Source organism: Peribacillus sp. NJ11, assembly GCF_030348405.1.
Lineage (GTDB): Bacteria > Bacillota > Bacilli > Bacillales > DSM-1321 > Peribacillus.
This window is the reverse complement of the sequence record NZ_JAUCFO010000001.1, coordinates 3,078,615-3,095,418: the sequence shown is the minus strand read 5'-3', so window position 1 is coordinate 3,095,418 and position 16,804 is coordinate 3,078,615. Positions and strand designations below refer to the sequence as shown.

The 16,804-nt window shown below is 42.3% G+C and carries 17 protein-coding genes; 4 read left to right on the top strand and 13 right to left on the bottom strand.

Translation table 11 applies throughout. From position 1 onward, the window contains the following. Nucleotides 1-132: 132 nt before the first annotated feature. On the bottom strand, nucleotides 133-948 hold the full coding sequence (locus tag QUF86_RS15290) for an SDR family NAD(P)-dependent oxidoreductase (protein ID WP_483313919.1): 816 nt from the start codon (nucleotides 946-948) through the stop codon (nucleotides 133-135). After that, a complete protein-coding gene (locus QUF86_RS15285; protein WP_289334785.1) occupies nucleotides 948-1,916 on the bottom strand; it encodes an MBL fold metallo-hydrolase in 969 nt (322 codons plus the stop codon). Before QUF86_RS15285 ends, QUF86_RS15290 begins: the two co-directional genes overlap by 1 nt. A gap of 511 nt (nucleotides 1,917-2,427) precedes the next feature. On the opposite strand from QUF86_RS15285, the gene proC reads away from it, so the two are divergent. After that, entirely contained in the window at nucleotides 2,428-3,273 is an 846-nt protein-coding gene (gene proC, locus QUF86_RS15280) for a pyrroline-5-carboxylate reductase (protein WP_289334784.1), read from the top strand. A 141-nt stretch (nucleotides 3,274-3,414) separates the two neighbouring features. On the opposite strand, the gene QUF86_RS15275 is transcribed toward proC, so the two are convergent. Next, the gene (locus QUF86_RS15275) at nucleotides 3,415-3,846 is read right to left on the bottom strand and encodes a VOC family protein (protein WP_289334783.1); all 432 of its coding nucleotides are present in this window, start codon (nucleotides 3,844-3,846) and stop codon (nucleotides 3,415-3,417) included. A gap of 288 nt (nucleotides 3,847-4,134) precedes the next feature. Here QUF86_RS15275 and QUF86_RS15270 point away from each other — a divergent pair, with 288 nt between their 5' ends. After that, nucleotides 4,135-4,689, top strand: coding sequence for a MerR family transcriptional regulator (locus tag QUF86_RS15270; RefSeq protein WP_289315748.1), 555 nt, complete (start codon nucleotides 4,135-4,137; stop codon nucleotides 4,687-4,689). A 172-nt stretch (nucleotides 4,690-4,861) separates the two neighbouring features. Here the strand turns inward: QUF86_RS15270 and QUF86_RS15265 are convergent, their stop codons facing one another. The 5 genes from QUF86_RS15265 to rnz all read right to left on the bottom strand — a co-directional run bounded on the left by QUF86_RS15265 (nucleotide 4,862) and on the right by rnz (nucleotide 9,706). Beyond that, nucleotides 4,862-5,656, bottom strand: a complete 795-nt coding sequence (locus QUF86_RS15265) for an ABC transporter ATP-binding protein (protein WP_289315747.1) — start codon at nucleotides 5,654-5,656, stop codon at nucleotides 4,862-4,864. Beyond that, on the bottom strand, nucleotides 5,631-6,662 hold the full coding sequence (locus QUF86_RS15260) for an ABC transporter permease (RefSeq protein ID WP_289315746.1): 1,032 nt from the start codon (nucleotides 6,660-6,662) through the stop codon (nucleotides 5,631-5,633). The genes QUF86_RS15265 and QUF86_RS15260 overlap by 26 nt, the downstream gene beginning before the upstream one ends. A 32-nt stretch (nucleotides 6,663-6,694) precedes the next feature. Further along, on the bottom strand, nucleotides 6,695-7,690 hold the full coding sequence (locus QUF86_RS15255) for an ABC transporter substrate-binding protein (RefSeq protein ID WP_289315745.1): 996 nt from the start codon (nucleotides 7,688-7,690) through the stop codon (nucleotides 6,695-6,697). Nucleotides 7,691-7,882: 192 nt separating this feature from the next. Continuing rightward, nucleotides 7,883-8,701 (bottom strand): squalene/phytoene synthase family protein, encoded by an 819-nt coding sequence (locus tag QUF86_RS15250; protein WP_289334782.1) that lies wholly within the window; start codon nucleotides 8,699-8,701, stop codon nucleotides 7,883-7,885. A 63-nt stretch (nucleotides 8,702-8,764) separates the two neighbouring features. Next, nucleotides 8,765-9,706, bottom strand: coding sequence for a ribonuclease Z (gene rnz / locus QUF86_RS15245; RefSeq protein WP_289315743.1), 942 nt, complete (start codon nucleotides 9,704-9,706; stop codon nucleotides 8,765-8,767). A 228-nt stretch (nucleotides 9,707-9,934) separates the two neighbouring features. On the opposite strand from rnz, the gene zwf reads away from it, so the two are divergent. Beyond that, entirely contained in the window at nucleotides 9,935-11,434 is a 1,500-nt protein-coding gene (gene zwf / locus QUF86_RS15240; protein ID WP_289315742.1) for a glucose-6-phosphate dehydrogenase, read from the top strand. Nucleotides 11,435-11,480: 46 nt separating this feature from the next. Here zwf and QUF86_RS15235 read toward each other — a convergent pair whose 3' ends face one another. Further along, nucleotides 11,481-11,642 carry a hypothetical protein gene (locus QUF86_RS15235; RefSeq protein WP_289334781.1) on the bottom strand — a complete coding sequence of 54 codons (162 nt, stop codon included), beginning with the start codon at nucleotides 11,640-11,642 and terminating at the stop codon, nucleotides 11,481-11,483. 292 nt (nucleotides 11,643-11,934) lie between these two features. On the opposite strand from QUF86_RS15235, the gene QUF86_RS15230 reads away from it, so the two are divergent. Further along, a complete protein-coding gene (locus tag QUF86_RS15230; protein ID WP_089361468.1) occupies nucleotides 11,935-12,108 on the top strand; it encodes an asparagine synthase in 174 nt (57 codons plus the stop codon). A gap of 120 nt (nucleotides 12,109-12,228) precedes the next feature. Here QUF86_RS15230 and gndA read toward each other — a convergent pair whose 3' ends face one another. The 4 genes from gndA to QUF86_RS15210 all read right to left on the bottom strand — a co-directional run bounded on the left by gndA (nucleotide 12,229) and on the right by QUF86_RS15210 (nucleotide 16,646). Beyond that, a complete protein-coding gene (gene gndA, locus QUF86_RS15225) occupies nucleotides 12,229-13,641 on the bottom strand; it encodes an NADP-dependent phosphogluconate dehydrogenase (RefSeq protein ID WP_289315740.1) in 1,413 nt (470 codons plus the stop codon). Between the two features lie 41 nt (nucleotides 13,642-13,682). Next, nucleotides 13,683-14,957, bottom strand: coding sequence for a DNA polymerase IV (locus tag QUF86_RS15220; protein WP_289315739.1), 1,275 nt, complete (start codon nucleotides 14,955-14,957; stop codon nucleotides 13,683-13,685). A gap of 97 nt (nucleotides 14,958-15,054) precedes the next feature. Next, the gene (locus tag QUF86_RS15215; protein ID WP_289315738.1) at nucleotides 15,055-15,195 is read right to left on the bottom strand and encodes a hypothetical protein; all 141 of its coding nucleotides are present in this window, start codon (nucleotides 15,193-15,195) and stop codon (nucleotides 15,055-15,057) included. Between the two features lie 329 nt (nucleotides 15,196-15,524). After that, nucleotides 15,525-16,646, bottom strand: coding sequence for a tripeptidase T (locus tag QUF86_RS15210; protein WP_289315736.1), 1,122 nt, complete (start codon nucleotides 16,644-16,646; stop codon nucleotides 15,525-15,527). Between the last annotated feature and the right edge of the window lie 158 nt (nucleotides 16,647-16,804).

Genomic DNA, 16,804 nt, shown 5'->3' with positions numbered 1-16,804 from the left:
ATAGACGGATTCCCCATGAAATAGTTACCAATTTATTCGGAATAAAACTTCCGTTATTTCATAAAAAAGGGGAATGTCATCGACATTCCCCTTTGCCTATTATTAGACCATCTTTCGCCTTTTTGAACTAGCCTACTTTTTAAAAAATGCTTTTTTCCCTAATGTTTCGGTGATCTTTGGAAACATGTTATACCATTTCCCAGCTAAATTCATCCAGCCAGGGAGGTTGATTTCCCTCTTATTGGTCAGCATCGCCGCTACGATTTTAGCCGCGACATCTCCAGGTTTAAGCATGAACTTTTCGACATTCTTTAAATATGTCCCTGATTCATCCGCAATGTTAAAGAAATTCGTTTCTATGGGTCCGGGATTGACGGTGGTCACAAAAACATGATCATCCATCAGCTCAAGCCGAAGTGCGTTTGAATAGCCAAGAACTGCGAACTTGGTCGAAGAGTACAATGTTGATTTAGGAGTGGCAATTTTACCGGCCTGTGAAGCGATATTGATGATATGCCCCGATTTTCTCTGCTTCATATACGGAAGAACCAGCTTTGTGCAGGCCATTAATCCAATGACGTTGACAGCAAACATTGCTTTCGTTTCATTCAATTCCGTATCCTGCGCTTCTTTAAACGTGCCGAAACCAGCATTGTTGACCAACACATCCACTTCACCTATTTGCGCATGGATGTCATTAAATACATTTGTCACCTGATCAGTGTCTGCAACGTCGAGCTTATAGGCATATACATCAATTCCATATTGGTTGATTAGTTCATTCTTTAGCTGTAGTAATTTATCCATGCTTCTGGCCAAGAGGACAAGACGGGCTCCCTGCTTTGCACTTCGGATGGCAACTTCCTTGCCAATCCCTCCGGAAGCACCGGTAATAACAATAACTTTGCCTTGCAACTTATTCAAAAAAAGTGGCCTCCTTGCTAACATTAAGCGATTGAATACAGAATGACCCCTGATTGGATTTCTGTTTCGACTTCACCCAAGTCTTCTAAATAGTCCAGCTGACCGACCGTTTCCGAAAGTGTCAGGCCCACTTCCTGAAGGTATACTTTTGGAAAAAGCTGCTGACACACTTCAAAGGCCGATAAAGGCTTATCTTGAAGCATGCTTTTCACCTGCATGGCACGGTTATGCTGCCGCTCGAATCGATATTGAATCAAGTCGGCAACCTCATCTCCTTCCACTTCAGATCCATGTCCGGAATAAACAGTGGAAATCGAAAAATCCAATAATTTCTGAAGTGATGCATTATATTGCAGTAACGGACGAGGCCTCATGCCTCCCGGAAGTAAAGGCGGTTCCAGTAATGGATTTGGTGAAATCTTGGCAAGCAAGTGATCGCCCGCAATCATGACCCCGTCACTTTCCCGGTAAAAGGATAAATGGCTTTGCGCATGCCCTGGAGTCTCGATCACTTTCCAGCCTGGAAGACCAGGAAGCTCATCCCCCTCAGCCAAATATCCATGCAGCTTCCGTTCACTAAGGAAACTGATTTCGTCGCGGCTATGGATCAGTTTATTTTTCAGCTCTTCTGCCACTCCGAACTTTTTGGCATAATCAAGGAAAAAACGATTATGGGTTTCAAGGAACTCATCACTGATAGTAAGCCAGCGCTGATTGTTTTTATGTCCATAAACCGGGATTTCTTTATCGAAGAAATCGAGTGCACCAGCATGATCAGGGTGATGATGGGTTAAAATGATTTGTTCGATATCGGTCAGTTTCAGACCCAAATCCCCAAGCCCGTTAGTCAAGGCTTCCTTTGATCGTTTGGTTTTAACACCAGTATCAATGAGCGTCAAGGCATCCCCTTTAACTACATAAACATTCACATCACCCACTGCAAACGGCGTGGGCAAAGCAATTTTCGCAATATTTCCATTCCAATTCGCCATAATCTTTTCCACCTTAGAAATTATATTTATATAAATCTTTTTATACGTTAAACAGGATTCTAAGTATACTTATCATGTATAATTACCATTTTACATGTATTTTTAATTACTGTCATTATTTTCACATAATTCATGTCTATTTTTTGTCGTCCATGCATATATTATCATTGACAGAGTACTGATATATCCTTCATAATCACAAGTAATTAAAGACGGCATGGCTTTGATTAAGGCCAAGTAAATTTATTGATGGCGTAAAGAGAGTGAAGCTGGAATGTGCTGAAAGGCTTCATCGCCCCCTCATTATTGAACCTACCTTATGAGCCTTCAGGAAAACCTGACGTAATTCCCGCGTTAGAGGATTCAAGTGCAGCATTTCTGTTTATTTATTATGGAAAAGTTGAACAAAGGTGGTACCACGGAAGCTAGACCCTTTCGTCCTTTATTGGATGAGGGGTCTTTTTGTTTTTCAAAAAAAGCTAGAAATTTAATAGGAAAAGGAGCGGGAAATATGAAAAAAATCGCGTTTATCGGAGCTGGATCGATGGCAGAAGCAATCATTTCGGGGCTGGTGACCCAACAGGTAATTGACCCAGCAAATATTTTTGTAACAAATAAATCCAATGATGATAGGTTCAATTATTTAAAGGAACAATACGGTGTAACTGCCACAAGATCGCTGAAGCTTTTAGTACAGGATGCAAACCTTGTCGTACTGGCCGTGAAACCGAAAGATATTTTAGAAACAATGCAATCAATAAAAGAATATATTCGGGAAGAAATGCTATTCATTTCAGTTGTGGCCGGGGTTCAAACTGCAAGCTTGGAAGGAATCGCCAACAAGCGGTTCTCGATTGTCCGTGCCATGCCTAATACATCGGCAGCTGTGGGAAAATCAGCAACGGCCCTTGCGGCTAATGGTCATACGAAAGAATCGCAATTACAAACGGCGATTACTCTCTTTGAAACGGTGGGTACGGTGGCAGTCGTTGACGAAACGCAGCTCGATGCGGTAACAGGCTTATCAGGAAGCGGACCGGCTTATATTTATTACTTGGTCGAAGCTTTGGAAAAATCAGCAGAAGAAATAGGTCTCGATTCCGAAACCGCGAAGCAATTAATTCTCCAGACACTGATGGGTGCGGCCGATATGTTGCAGAAATCACCTAAAACCCCAGCCGTGCTAAGAAAGGAAGTAACTTCACCAGGCGGAACGACCGAAGCAGGTCTGAAAGCACTTCAAGCACATCAAGTGCAAGAAGCATTCATTGCCTGTGTACAAGAAGCGACTGAGCAATCGAAGCGAATGGGCAATCAAATAAGTAAAGAACTTGCCAAGCATGTAGTTTCTCAGTAAATGCCCAGAAATGATGATTGGCTGTTGCCTAGCACTCCCTTACAGGCAGCGGCTAGGCAACAGCCCTTTTTATGATCCGGACTCCTTATAAGAGGCATAGGGAAGGTCCAGGTCAATTTGATTTCACAGCTGCAGTGAGCGTTACTTTATAATCAGCATATCCGATTCATCAAAACTCCAATCCTTCGAATACGCAACCTCCCAATAGTAACCATCGGGGTCTGAAAAATATCCGCTGTATCCTCCCCAAAAAACATCTTGAGGTGATTTCTCGATTGTTCCCCCGGCCTTTTCAGCCTTGTTGATCACCTCATCGACTTCTTCAGTTGATTTAGCATTATAAGCGAGCGTAAGACCCGGGAAACCATTTTTCTTAGGCGGTTCTATCTCATTGATGTCTTTTGCTAGCTCCTCTAAAGGATACAAAGCAAGTTTCGTTCCTGCATTATTAAAAAAAACGATTGCGGGTTCGTCCTCTTTAATCGATGTATGGAATCCCAACCCGTCCCGGTAAAACCTTAATGATTCATTAATATCCCTGACACCTAAAGTTATAATGTTGATCCTGTTCATACTAGTCCTCCTTTTTACATTGTTCATTGGTAATTCGACATTTGAATCATTTTTCCTTTAAAAGCTTAATTGACCGGCAAACCACGCACTCACAAATGCTCTTTAAAGCTCCTAACAAGGCTCACCATTTTCCAAAACCGACTCCAAGAGAATTTCCCCCTTATTGATCGTTTCGCATGCAAATTACGTAGGAAATCCACTTTCTTTGCCGAATGAAAACATGTTTTGTCATCTGTAAAGGAATTGCCTCATACTTATCGAATTCAACAACCAAAAGGGGGAATCTCGATGAATACAAGTGCAGTTGCCCGGTTACTGAATGTTTCCCATAGTACGATTCAACGCTGGGTTACCCAATTGAACATGGAAGTAGAACGGAATCAACTTGGCCACTACCAGTTTTCAGATGATGACATTGCATTATTGAGAAAAGTCCAAGATCAGCTGAACGAGGGCATCATTCTCCAAAAGGTCAGCATATCAGAGAAAAAAATTAGAAAAGCAACCGTCCAGAAACACTCCGAAACGAATAAAGAACATGAACAATTGATAGAACGGGTCGTCAGGCTTGAAAATGGACTGAAAACAAAAGCGGACGATGTTGTATCCTATCAACTTTTACAGCACAGAAGTGAAATGGAAGAAATGCACAAACTCGTTAAGAAGCTCGAAGCCCGTATTGAAGCGTTAGAAACACCAATGGACCAGCACTTTGATTATTTCCTCGCGGCTGAAGAAGCTGCTGCCACGAAAAAGCCGAAAAAAAGACCATTCATAAAAATGATTTTTGGAAATTACAGAAAGAACGATACTTCATCATGGAGCACAGCCGACAGCGATTAGCATCGGTTATCATCCAAGATCGTTAATGATTGCTCCACCATAGCCATTTTCCCTATGTTCAGGTACTTCATCGACATTCGTTCAGAAATAGGGCCTGATCTGATAATTGCCCAAAATAAAAAGGCCCTGCCCCAAGGTTAATCTTCCACCTGGGTCGGGCCTTTTCATCATCTTAAATCAACACTGCACGGTCATTTAGCATTTTTTCACCTTTGATGCGCTGGAATTCGTTAAGCAGTTTTTCAACAGTTAGCTTCTGCTTTTCAGCGCCTCTAGCTTCAAAAATGATCTGTCCCTTATCCATCATGATCAAGGAATTTCCAAGATCGATCGCCTGTTGCATATTATGAGTCACCATCAACGTCGTTAACTGGTTCTTTTCGACGATTTCCTTCGTCAGATTTGTAACAAGCTCTGCCCTGGAAGGATCAAGTGCTGCTGTATGTTCATCAAGAAGCAGGATTTTAGGATCGGTGAAGGTCGCCATCAGCAATGATAGAGCCTGGCGCTCCCCTCCCGATAATAATCCCACTTTTGCTGTCATCCGGTTTTCCAAGCCTAAATGAAGGGTACCCAAACATTCTTTAAATAGTTCTTTCCGTTTTTTTGTCACCCCGAAGCCTAAACCTCTTCTATTGGTTCGGCCATAGGCGATCGCCATATTTTCTTCAATCGTCATATGTGGTGCCGTTCCCAGCATGGGATCCTGAAAAACGCGGCCAATCATTCTGGCACGTGCATGTTCTTCAATTGCCGATACGTTTTCCCCATCAATGATGACTTCACCGGCATCAGGGAGAATCTTACCGGAAATCATATTCATCAACGTCGATTTACCTGCTCCATTACTTCCGATGACTGTTACAAATTCGCCTTTTGTCATATGCAGTTCCAGATTTCCAAGGGCAAGTTTTTCATCCGGTGTTCCCTCGTTGAAGACTTTATAAATCTGATTTAACCGAAGCATATCCTTCCCCCCCTTTCGGTAAAGTCCCTCCATGACGCATCTGTATTTCTTTAAGCCGTCTTTTCTTCCGGTTTTTTTCCTTTTGTTTATCGGAAATTTTCGGAATGACAAGTGCCCCGACCACAATAAGTGCCGTAATTAATTTAACATCACCTGTATCAAGGAATTCTACGCGAAGTGCCAAAGTTACGACGATTCGATAAATAATCGCCCCTCCAATAACCGCAAGCGTCGCACGTGCAATCGTTTTTGCCCCAAATAAAGCCTCACCGATTATGACGGATGCCAATCCGATGACGATGATTCCTATCCCCATGCCAATATCACTAAAACCGTTATATTGGGCAACCAAGGATCCCGAGAATGCCACAAGTCCATTTCCGATTGCAAGTCCGAGGATTTTCATGTTGCCGGTATGGGCTGAAAAACTCTTGACCATGGCTTCATTATCACCAGTTGCCCGTAAAGCCAGACCGATTTCCGTTTTTAAAAAAGCTGACATTCCAGCTTGAATGACAACGGCCACAATCAGCATAACGATTAATATGGCCCACGTCTTTGGCAGGCTATCACCGAGACCCACGATCGATAAAAGACCATTCAACAAATTGTCCAGCCCGGTGCCGACCCATGCATCCTGGATATTCGTAATAATGGTCGTTTGAGAAAGCAACGGAATGTTGGATGCACCCATGATCCTTAAATTGATGGAGTAGAGCGCAATCATCATTAAGATACCTGCCAGGAGTGGATTGATTTTTCCTTTCGTATGCAGGAAACCCGTTATTGTCCCAGCGATGAACCCTGCCACCATAGCACTCAATGTGGCTACGATTGGCGAGAAACCGTTAACGATCATAATGGCGGCAACAGAGGCCCCTGTCACAAAACTACCTTCCACTGTCATATCCGGGAAGTCGAGAATCCTGAATGTTAAATAGACACCGAGTGCCATAATCGCATAAATCATTCCCGACTCAAAAGAGTTGAATAAGGCTGAGAACATTTTTTTCTTCCTTCCCCGAACAAAAGCAGAGTTTATTTTACAAACTCAGCATCTGCTTTCCATTCTTCTTTTATTTCAACACCCATATCTTTTGCTGCCTTTTCATTAATGACCAATTTAAGTTTTTGTGGATATTGAACCGAGATATCCCCAGGCTTTTTACCATCCTTCAATATTTCAACCGCTTTTTGCCCCGCTTCATAACCAATATCATAGTAACTGAAGCCATAGGCTGCAAAACCACCCGCTTTAACGGAATCAAGCTCGCCAACAAACAAAGGGATATCTTGATCATCTGCGACGGAAATGACCGATTCCAGAGCCGAGACAACTGTATTATCAGTAATGATATAGAAAGCATCCGCTTTTCCGATTAATGATTCCGCTGCCTGTTTTACCTCGGCTGAAGTCGAGACAGATGCTTCCACGACTTTCAATCCTGCTTTTTTCGCTTCCGCTTTCACATTTTTTATTTGGACGACGGAATTTTGCTCCCCTGTATTATAAACGGTTCCAATTGTCTTGGCGCCAAGTTCTTCCGCTAGGAATTTCATTGACTTTGCAATGGCTTCAGGATGGGAATCCGTCGTGCCCGTTACATTTCCGCCTGGCTTATCCAAAGATGTAACTAGCTCCGCCGCTACGGGATCGGTAACCGATGTAAAAACGATTGGAATATCCTTGGTCGCATTTAATGAGCTTAGGGCACTAGGAGTGGAGTTCGCAAAAATCAGATCCACTTTATCCCCAACGAAGTTATTGGCAATCGTCTGACTGTTGTTTTGGTCACCCTGTGCAACTTGAAGATCATACTTGGCATTGATGTCGCTGTCCTTCAATGCCGCCTGGAATCCTTCATATGCCTGATCCAGGGAATCATGCTGAACGATTTGTGATACCCCAATCTTGAAGGTATCCTTTCCGCCTTCATCCTTGGCCGTATCTTTTTCCTTGTCATTTCCACACCCAGCCAGTAATAAACCTGCGACCAATGTCATGGCTGCAGTTGAATATAATTTCTTTCTCATATGTTTCCCCCCGCTTTTTTCTTATTTAATAACGACGCCAGCTTTTTAGCTTTTATGTCCTAAATTATAATCGTTTAGTCCCAATTATTCCAATCTATTTTTTAACTTTTTAGAATTTTTTGAGTTTTAATTGTAAAACATCAAAAAAGCTGCTGTGAAAGGGGATAACTTTCACAGCAGCTAAATGGAATATCAGTGTTCGACTACTTGGTTAACAATTTCGGTAACTGTAGCACGATCAATTTTTTCTTTGCCTTCTTTCAAGGCCTTCAATGTGGCTTTTGCCAATTCCAAGGGTATTTTACAGAAGTGGATGATCTCTTTCGTTTCAATCTCCCCAATGTAGGCATCGGCTAATGTAAGATTATGTTCCGTATGGGCAAGCATCTCATCGAAACCCCAGCCATCCGGATAAAAGTTCACACCACGTTCTGCATCTTCCTCACGGTTACGCAGGATATTGACCGTTTGGAGTCCACGGCCAAATGCGATGGCAAGTTCACGGTCCGTTTCCGTTCCATCATACCAGTTCCACATATCAGACAACATGACTCCAACCAAACCCGCAACATAATAAGTGTAATCATCGAGCTCTTCCTCATTATGGATTTGCCAATCTTTCTTAACCCACTTGGCCATGCCTTCGGCCATTTCCTTTGTCGACTCCAGGACTTTGGCTTTTGCACCGGGAGGACAATATTGAATCCAGTCCGAAAGAAGCAGGGTCACGTCGGGCAGTTCATCCTTATATGGTTCAAATAACGATTGAAGTTCTTCTTCCCTATAATCCGAACCAAGCAGCTCACTGAGATCCTGTAACAGGGAAAACTTAATATCAGCAGGAAGACCTGGGTGATCCTCGATCTCATCGATGGCGCGCATGCAAAGGTATGCTGCTCCAATGGCCTCCTGTAATCCCTTTGGAAGATAGCTGATTGGTATGAAGAAAGTCCGGCTTGTTTTTAAGAGAAAATCCATTGCTTTAGTATGTAGGTTACTTTGGTCAGTCATATTTACACTCCTTTAAATATCCAATGAACAATTGATTAATTATATCAAACATCAGCATCGATTTCAGCTACCCTCTTCCTCTGAATATAAAGGAACTTTAATGGTCATTAAATCTTCTGCCATGATCGTGTTTGCAAAGATCGCTTCGCTTTCCGCTTTTAACCTCTCCGAATCCTCTGGAGTATAACGTGAGCTGATATGGGTAAGGATTAGATGCTTAGCTCCCGCTTTCAAAGCCGTTTCTGCAGCCTGAACCGTGGTCGAATGATAATAGGCGGATGCCATTTCAGATTCTTCCGCTGAAAATGTAGCTTCATGAACAAGGTAATCCGCCGATTCAGCAAGAATGAGGGCATTGCTGCACACTCGTGTATCACCAAGAATCGTGATGACCCGGCCTTTTTGCGGAGCACTGAGATAATCCTTCCCATTTAGGACACGGCCATCATCGAGATTGACCGTTTGTCCATCTTTCAATGCTTTAAAAAGCGGACCCGGCTTTACACCTTCTTTTAGCAGCCGGTCGACCAGTAAGCTTCCCGGACGATCCTTTTCCACAATCCGGTAACCGATACTGTAAATGCCATGATCAAGCGACATCGCCGTCACTATGAATTGTTCGTCCTCAAATACTACGCCTTCCTCTATTTCAATGATCTCCAATGGATATTTTAAATGAGTGCCACTCACCTGTAAGCTCGTCTTAATAAATGCATCAATGCCATGTGGACCATATACGGTCAATTTTTCCAGTCCGCCCTGAAAAGATCGGCTGCTTAAAAACCCAGGGAGTCCGAAGATGTGATCACCATGCAAATGGGTGATGAAAATTTTTTCGATCTTTCGCGGTTTGACTGCCGTTTTTAAAATTTGATGCTGCGTCGCTTCACCACAATCAAATAACCAAACCTTCCCCCGCTCTTCCAATAATTGAAGAGCGATTGACGTCACATTACGCGCTTTAGCCGGAACGCCAGCGCCTGTACCCAATAAAACAAAATCCACGATACTACCTCCGTTGCAAATACTTTATGACTTAACTATAGCATAACCAAGGTGCTCTTTCATTTATGGTCCATTAAAACCGAAACCAAATTAATCTTTTAATGAAATATGAGAAAAAATGCGCAAATTGATTGCTTTGAGGGAAAGCTAAACGTAAAATTAGAAATTGGTACACATTCGGGAATTCCAACTTTATAGACAGATTTAAGGGAAAGTTGAGGTTTTAACATGACAGAAAACAATAAACCCACAGCATTGATCATGATTTTTGGTGCTACCGGAGATTTAGCGAAAAGGAAATTGTTTCCTTCCATATATCGACTATTTCAAAAAGAGAAAATCAATAAATTCGCTGTCGTTGGAGTAGCAAGGAGACCATTGACGAACGAGGAGTTTCAAACAAGTGTCAAGGACTCTATACTTACGTTCGGACATGCGGAAGAAAAGGTAGACGAATTCATTTCCCATTTCCATTATCACTCCCATGACGTAACTAGCTCGGAATCATACATGCAGTTAAAGGACATTGCCGTAAAATTAGACGGACAATATCAATTAGAAGGAAACCGGATCTTTTATTTAGCGATGGCACCCGAGTTTTTCGGAACGATTGCCGAACAGATTAAAGCTCAAGGCCTGACTGACTCGAAAGGATACAAGCGCCTGGTCATAGAAAAGCCATTTGGACACAGTTTCGAAACAGCACAAAAATTGAATGAGCAGATTCGAACTGCCTTCGCTGAAGATGAAATCTACCGTATCGATCATTATTTAGGAAAAGAAATGGTTCAAAATATTGAGGTCATACGTTTTTCAAATGCCCTTTTCGAACCGCTTTGGAATAACAGATATATATCTAACATCCAGGTTACTTCAAGCGAAACACTTGGCGTTGAAGAACGTGGGCGTTATTATGAAACTAGCGGTGCCCTAAGGGATATGGTCCAAAACCATCTGCTGCAAATGGTTGCCTTGCTTGCCATGGAACCCCCAATCGCTTTGACTACCGAAGAGATCCGAAGCGAAAAAGTGCGGGCTTTGCGTTCACTTCGCCCAATGAAAGTGGACGAAGTCGATCAATACTTCGTCCGTGGCCAATATGGTGAAGGAGCGGTAGACGATCAAACACTTCCGGCATACCGCAATGAACATAACGTAAATCCCGAATCCAACACAGAGACCTATGTTGCGGGCAAATTGATGATAGATAACTTCCGTTGGGCCGGTGTACCTTTTTATATCCGTACCGGTAAGAGAATGGATGTCAAATCAACGAATATCGTTGTTCAATTCAAAGATATCCCAATGAATTTGTATTATAAAACGGAAGAAACGTTGAACCCGAATCTTCTCGTTATCCATATCCAGCCAGACGAAGGCATCACACTATACTTAAATGTCAAGAAATCCGGGACGACATCCAATACAAAGCCAGTGAAGCTGACCGTATCCAACAAAGGGATCGAACACATCAATTCTCCCGAGGCATATGAAAAGCTATTGTTTGATAGTATGCGCGGCGATGCTACAAACTTTACGCACTGGGACGAGGTTGCCCTCTCATGGAAGTTCGTCGATACCATTTCCAATGCATGGGAAAATACTAAAGAAGAGTCTTTCCCTAACTATGAAGCAGGATCCACAGGTCCACTTGCATCCGATGAACTCCTGGAAAAGGATGGGCATATTTGGTGGCAAATCAAGAAAAACGAAAATAATGATGATTGATTAAATAAAGAAGGGATGCAGATTTGAATCTGCATCCCTTCTTCATTCATGAAAAACTCTTCCTGACCAACTTCTCCCTGATAATACGAAGCATTTCCTTGGGCTTGGACATTTCTTCATCCATTTCTGAATTAAGCCAAAATGAAACACCAAATTCTAAGGCAATGAAAAATAAAAAAATGGCTACAGCCAACCAGATGATGAACATCTGCCATCCGCTCCTTCTCTCTCTTATCTGCCTACTGTATCCTAGGGTCCGTCCATGGCTTTCCATGTTTATATTCCTTTTTCCGCAGGTGTTTAAACCTAAAAGGCCTGGATGAATGACATACATCATACTACGTTTTCCATAAAAAAGGTAAATCAATTAGCACTATTTACAATTAGTTCATTTTTACCATTTTCACCCTTTTATTCTCTTTATAAGAAAAGAATGCTGAGGTTACACTAGAGAAGGTGATATTAAGGCACCACTAACTTCGATGTAGAGGGATTAAACGATGGACATTCGTGAAGGATTAATTCCAACAGCCTTGGGCACAGCCGTGACAGCTGCGGGCTATGCAATGAAGCAGAACAGGCGCTCAAACAAAATGGTGGCTAATACGGTCTTTGGTTTCGGTTTGGCACATATTGTATTAGGGGTCATTGACCTTGTAGAGCATCGGAGATAGTAAAAAGAGAGGGCGCATTGGGGCGCCCTCTCTTTTTCTGTACATACAAGTTACTTCAATCGATGAATACAAAAAAAGCCGGCTTGAAAGGAAATTTCCTTTTAAGCCGGCTTGAACTTTTTATTTTTCCATCCATTCGGTATGGAACGTTCCCTCTTTATCAATGCGTTGATAAGTATGAGCTCCAAAATAGTCACGTTGAGCTTGAATTAGGTTAGCTGGCAGCGTTTCTGTACGATAGCTGTCGAAATAAGCAAGAGCTGATGACAAGCAAGGAACCGGAATTCCGTTCATCACTGCCGTTGACACTACTTCACGTAAAGCTCCTTGATAGCTTTCAACGATTCCTTGGAAATAAGGATCTAGAAGAAGGTTGTTCAAGTTCGCTTCACGATCGTACGCTTCCTTGATTTTTTGTAGGAATTGTGCACGGATGATACAGCCGCCACGGAAAATCATCGCGATTTCCCCATATTGCAAGTTCCAGTCATTTTCTTCTGATGCTGCTTTCATTTGTGCAAATCCTTGTGCATATGAACAGATCTTGCTCATGTAAAGTGCTTTACGGATATTTTCAATCAAAGCCTTTTTGTCACCAGTAAATGATTCGGCTTTTGGACCGCGAAGGATTTTACTCGCTGCAACACGCTCGTCCTTGATTGCTGAAATAAACCGGGCAAATACGGATTCTGTAATGATTGGAAGCGGAACACCAAGATCAAGCGCACTTTGACTTGTCCATTTCCCTGTACCTTTTTGGCCAGCTTTATCTAAAATGACATCGACCATCGGCTTGCCAGTTTCTTCATCATATTTTTTGAAAATATCAGCAGTAATTTCTATTAAATAGCTATCAAGTTCCCCTTCATTCCATTCAGTAAAGACTTCATGGAATTCTTCAGCGGATAGTCCCAGAAGATTTTTCAAAAGGAAATAAGATTCGGAAATCAACTGCATGTCCCCGTATTCAATACCATTATGTACCATTTTCACATAATGACCTGCTCCATTCGGTCCGATATATGTACAGCAAGCATCACCATCGACCTTAGCTGAAATATCCTTCAAGATCGGTGCAACCAGTTCATATGCTTCTTTTTGACCTCCAGGCATGATAGATGGACCTGTCAGAGCTCCTTCTTCCCCTCCTGACACGCCTGTACCGATGAAATGGATGCCAAGCTGGCTTAATTCCTCATTACGGCGCTGAGTGTCCTTGAAGAAGGTATTCCCTCCATCAATAACGATATCACCTTTATCAAGTAACGGTTTTAACTGCTCGATTGTTGCATCTGTTGCAGCACCAGCTTTAACCATCAATAAAATTTTACGTGGCGTTTCCAAAGAATCGACGAATTCTTCAAGCGTATAAGTGGCTGTTACGTTTTTGCCTTCCGCTTCCTTCATCATTTCGTCCGTTTTTGACCCTGAGCGATTAAACACGGAAATTGAATATCCTCTGCTTTCAATATTAAATGCAAGGTTTTTGCCCATTACAGCTAGTCCGATAACGCCAATCTGTTGTTTTGTCATGATCATCTTTCCCTTCTCTATATCTTTACACAGCTTATACGCTATTCTTTGTCAAAAGAATCATCATGCCTTCTGGATTGCTCAAAGAAATCTTTGCTGAAGCTAGTGTCTGTTCCAATCGAACGATTCTTCAAGGGTAATCCCTTTTTAATAATATTTTCTCCGTACTTATTTTGCAAGTGTTCCATCGCTTCATACAGAGGTTCTTTTTCTGCATCCTCTTTAAAGGAGAAAATATCCAGCTGCTTGAAGGCCGACTCTTTCTCGATGACATCATAGGCAGTGACACCAAGAAGCCTGATTCCTTCCCCATTCCAATTTTTCATAAATAGATCGGTAGCTACATCCAAAATATCCTTTTTTTCAAAAACTGGATTAGGAACCGTTCTGCTTCTCGTTATAGTGCGGCGGTCTTTATAACGGATCGTCACACCAATTTTTTGACCAAGCAGGCGTTTATTTCTTAAACGGACGGCTACCTTACCGGAAAGCTTTTCCAATACACCGATCAGTTCTTTTTGATTGGTGGTGTCATGTGGAAGAGTTGTCGAGTTCCCAATGCTTTTATGATCAAAAATCGCTTCGGGATCGACAACCCTGGGATCGTTTCCATTAGCCCTATCTTTCAAACGGATGCCATTGATCCCAAGAAGCTGTTTCAGTTGATGATCATTGGCGTGTGCAAGGTCCCTTATCGTCATTATGCCAATAGTATGAAGCTTTTCCGAGGTCTTATCCCCGATGCCATGCATTTCGCCGACTTGTAAAGGCCAGAGCTTTTCCGGAATATCCCTTTTCCTAAATACGGTGATTCCCATAGGCTTCTTCATATCTGAGGCAGTTTTGGCCAAAAATTTATTAGGGGCAATCCCGATGCTGCAAGGGAGATCCATCGTATTATAAATTCTTTCCTGAATGCTCTTGGCTATATCTAAAGGTGAACCCAATTCGGCGCATTCACTAATATCCAGATATCCCTCATCTATCGAAACCGGTTCAACCATCTCTGTATATTGCCTTAATACATCGAAAATAGCCAGTGATGCCTTTCGATAACGCTCGAAATTCGGTTTCTGGATGACTAATTGAGGACATAGTTTTTTCGCCTGCCAAATCGGCATGGTCGTTTTAACCCCAAACTTCCTTGCTTCATAGCTGCAAGTGACGATTATGCCTCTTCTCTCTTCAACATTGCCTGCTATGGCAAGCGGTTTGCCTTTCAATGAAACATCATATGACATTTCCACTGAAGCATAGAAACTATTCATGTCTACATGGAGAATGACCCTGCCATTTTTGGGATACATGTCCTTCATGTTTGACCGTCACATCCTTGTAAAAATAAAAAACACCGGATAATAGGGTCAATAAAAAAAACATTTCTTTTAAGATACCCCTATTTATCTTTGGTAATCACTGTAAAAGTGCTTCCACTCCAAGAAAAACAGCCATCATGTATTGATGACTGTACATAAATTCCTGCAATACCTGAACTCCTTCCAAAGATGATACGAGTTTTTGCGGATCAATGATCGTAATCAAACGGCTACCCACATTGGCAACACCCTGCATATATTCAGTTTTTTGATTGCCTAATTAGCCTATCCGTTCAAAGGGTATATCCGTAAATCAAGTATTTCACGGGCTGCCTGGACAATGAAGGGGATATCCACCTTTAATGTAATCCCCCTCTGTTCATCTGCCGATACCTGATTTACCTGGATATAATACCTCATTCATATCAATCAGTGGTTACAATTCATTCCAGACTTTGTCATGCCAGCAACAAATCCTGGAAAGTGGGAACCAATGTAATGCAGCAGGTTTCCCGTCGGTAACCTGCTTCGATATATTCAGGAAACTCCTGTCATTTTCCGGGTTGATTATTCGCCGGATACTTCTTTGATGATACTGACAACCATCTCAGCAAGCTTCGTTAATTCCTCAACTGGAATTCTTTCATTCGTAGTATGGATATCTTCATAGCCCACTGCGAGATTGACAGTAGGAATCCCAAAGCCTGCAATGACATTCGCATCGCTTCCGCCGCCGCTTTTAACCAACTCGCATGGACGGCCGATTTTCTCTGCTGCCTTTCTCGCAATTTCGACTACATGGTCACCAGCCCCATATTTAAAACCAGGATACATGACGTTAACTTCAACTTCGGCACGTCCGCCCATTTCAATAGCGGCAGTCTCGAATGCCTCTTTCATTCTTGCTACCTGTTTTTCCATTTTTTCAGGAATCAAGGATCTTGCTTCTGCAAGGATTTCAACATGGTCACAAACAATATTGGTTTGCTGTCCACCCTGGAAACGTCCGATGTTGGCTGTCGTTTCCTCGTCGATTCGGCCTAATGGCATTCTAGAGATTGCTTTTGCTGCAATCGTAATAGCCGAAACTCCTTTTTCTGGAGCGACACCAGCGTGAGCAGTCTTGCCTAAAATTGTCGCAGACACTTTCGCCTGAGTAGGTGCAGCAACGACGATATTGCCCACTTTTCCATCACTATCAAGTGCAAAACCGAATTTAGCCGTTACAAGGGAGCGATCCAATGCCTTTGCTCCAACCAAGCCAGATTCTTCACCGACTGTTATGATGAACTCGATTGTTCCATGCTCGATATTCTGTTCTTTCAACACTTTAAGCGTTTCTAACATGACCGCTAATCCAGCTTTGTCATCCGCCCCTAAAATGGTCGTTCCGTCTGACACTATGTATCCATCTTTGATGGAAGGCTTGATTCCGTTCCCAGGAACAACCGTGTCCATATGGGAGGTGAAATAAATGGTATCTACGCCTTCTTTCATTCCTTTTAAAGTACATACTAAATTGCCTGCACCATGACCGGTAACTGCTGTTGTATCATCTTCAAAAACCTCTACACCCAGTGCCCCGAATTTTTCTTTCAGCACTTTGGCGATGGCTGCTTCATTTTTCGTTTCGGAATCAATCTGCACCAATTCCATGAATTCACTAACTAAACGTTCTTCATTAATCATAAAATAAAACCTCCAAAAAAGTTTTCCTCTTTAATTATACTTCTAAAAGCGGCGCCCCGGCAAATAATGTGAAAATGAAGAACCCTGCTTAATGGTCATTTCCCTCCCAAAAGGTCGTTTTAAACTGGTGAATGATGTCTTATAAATGATTTCCTTTA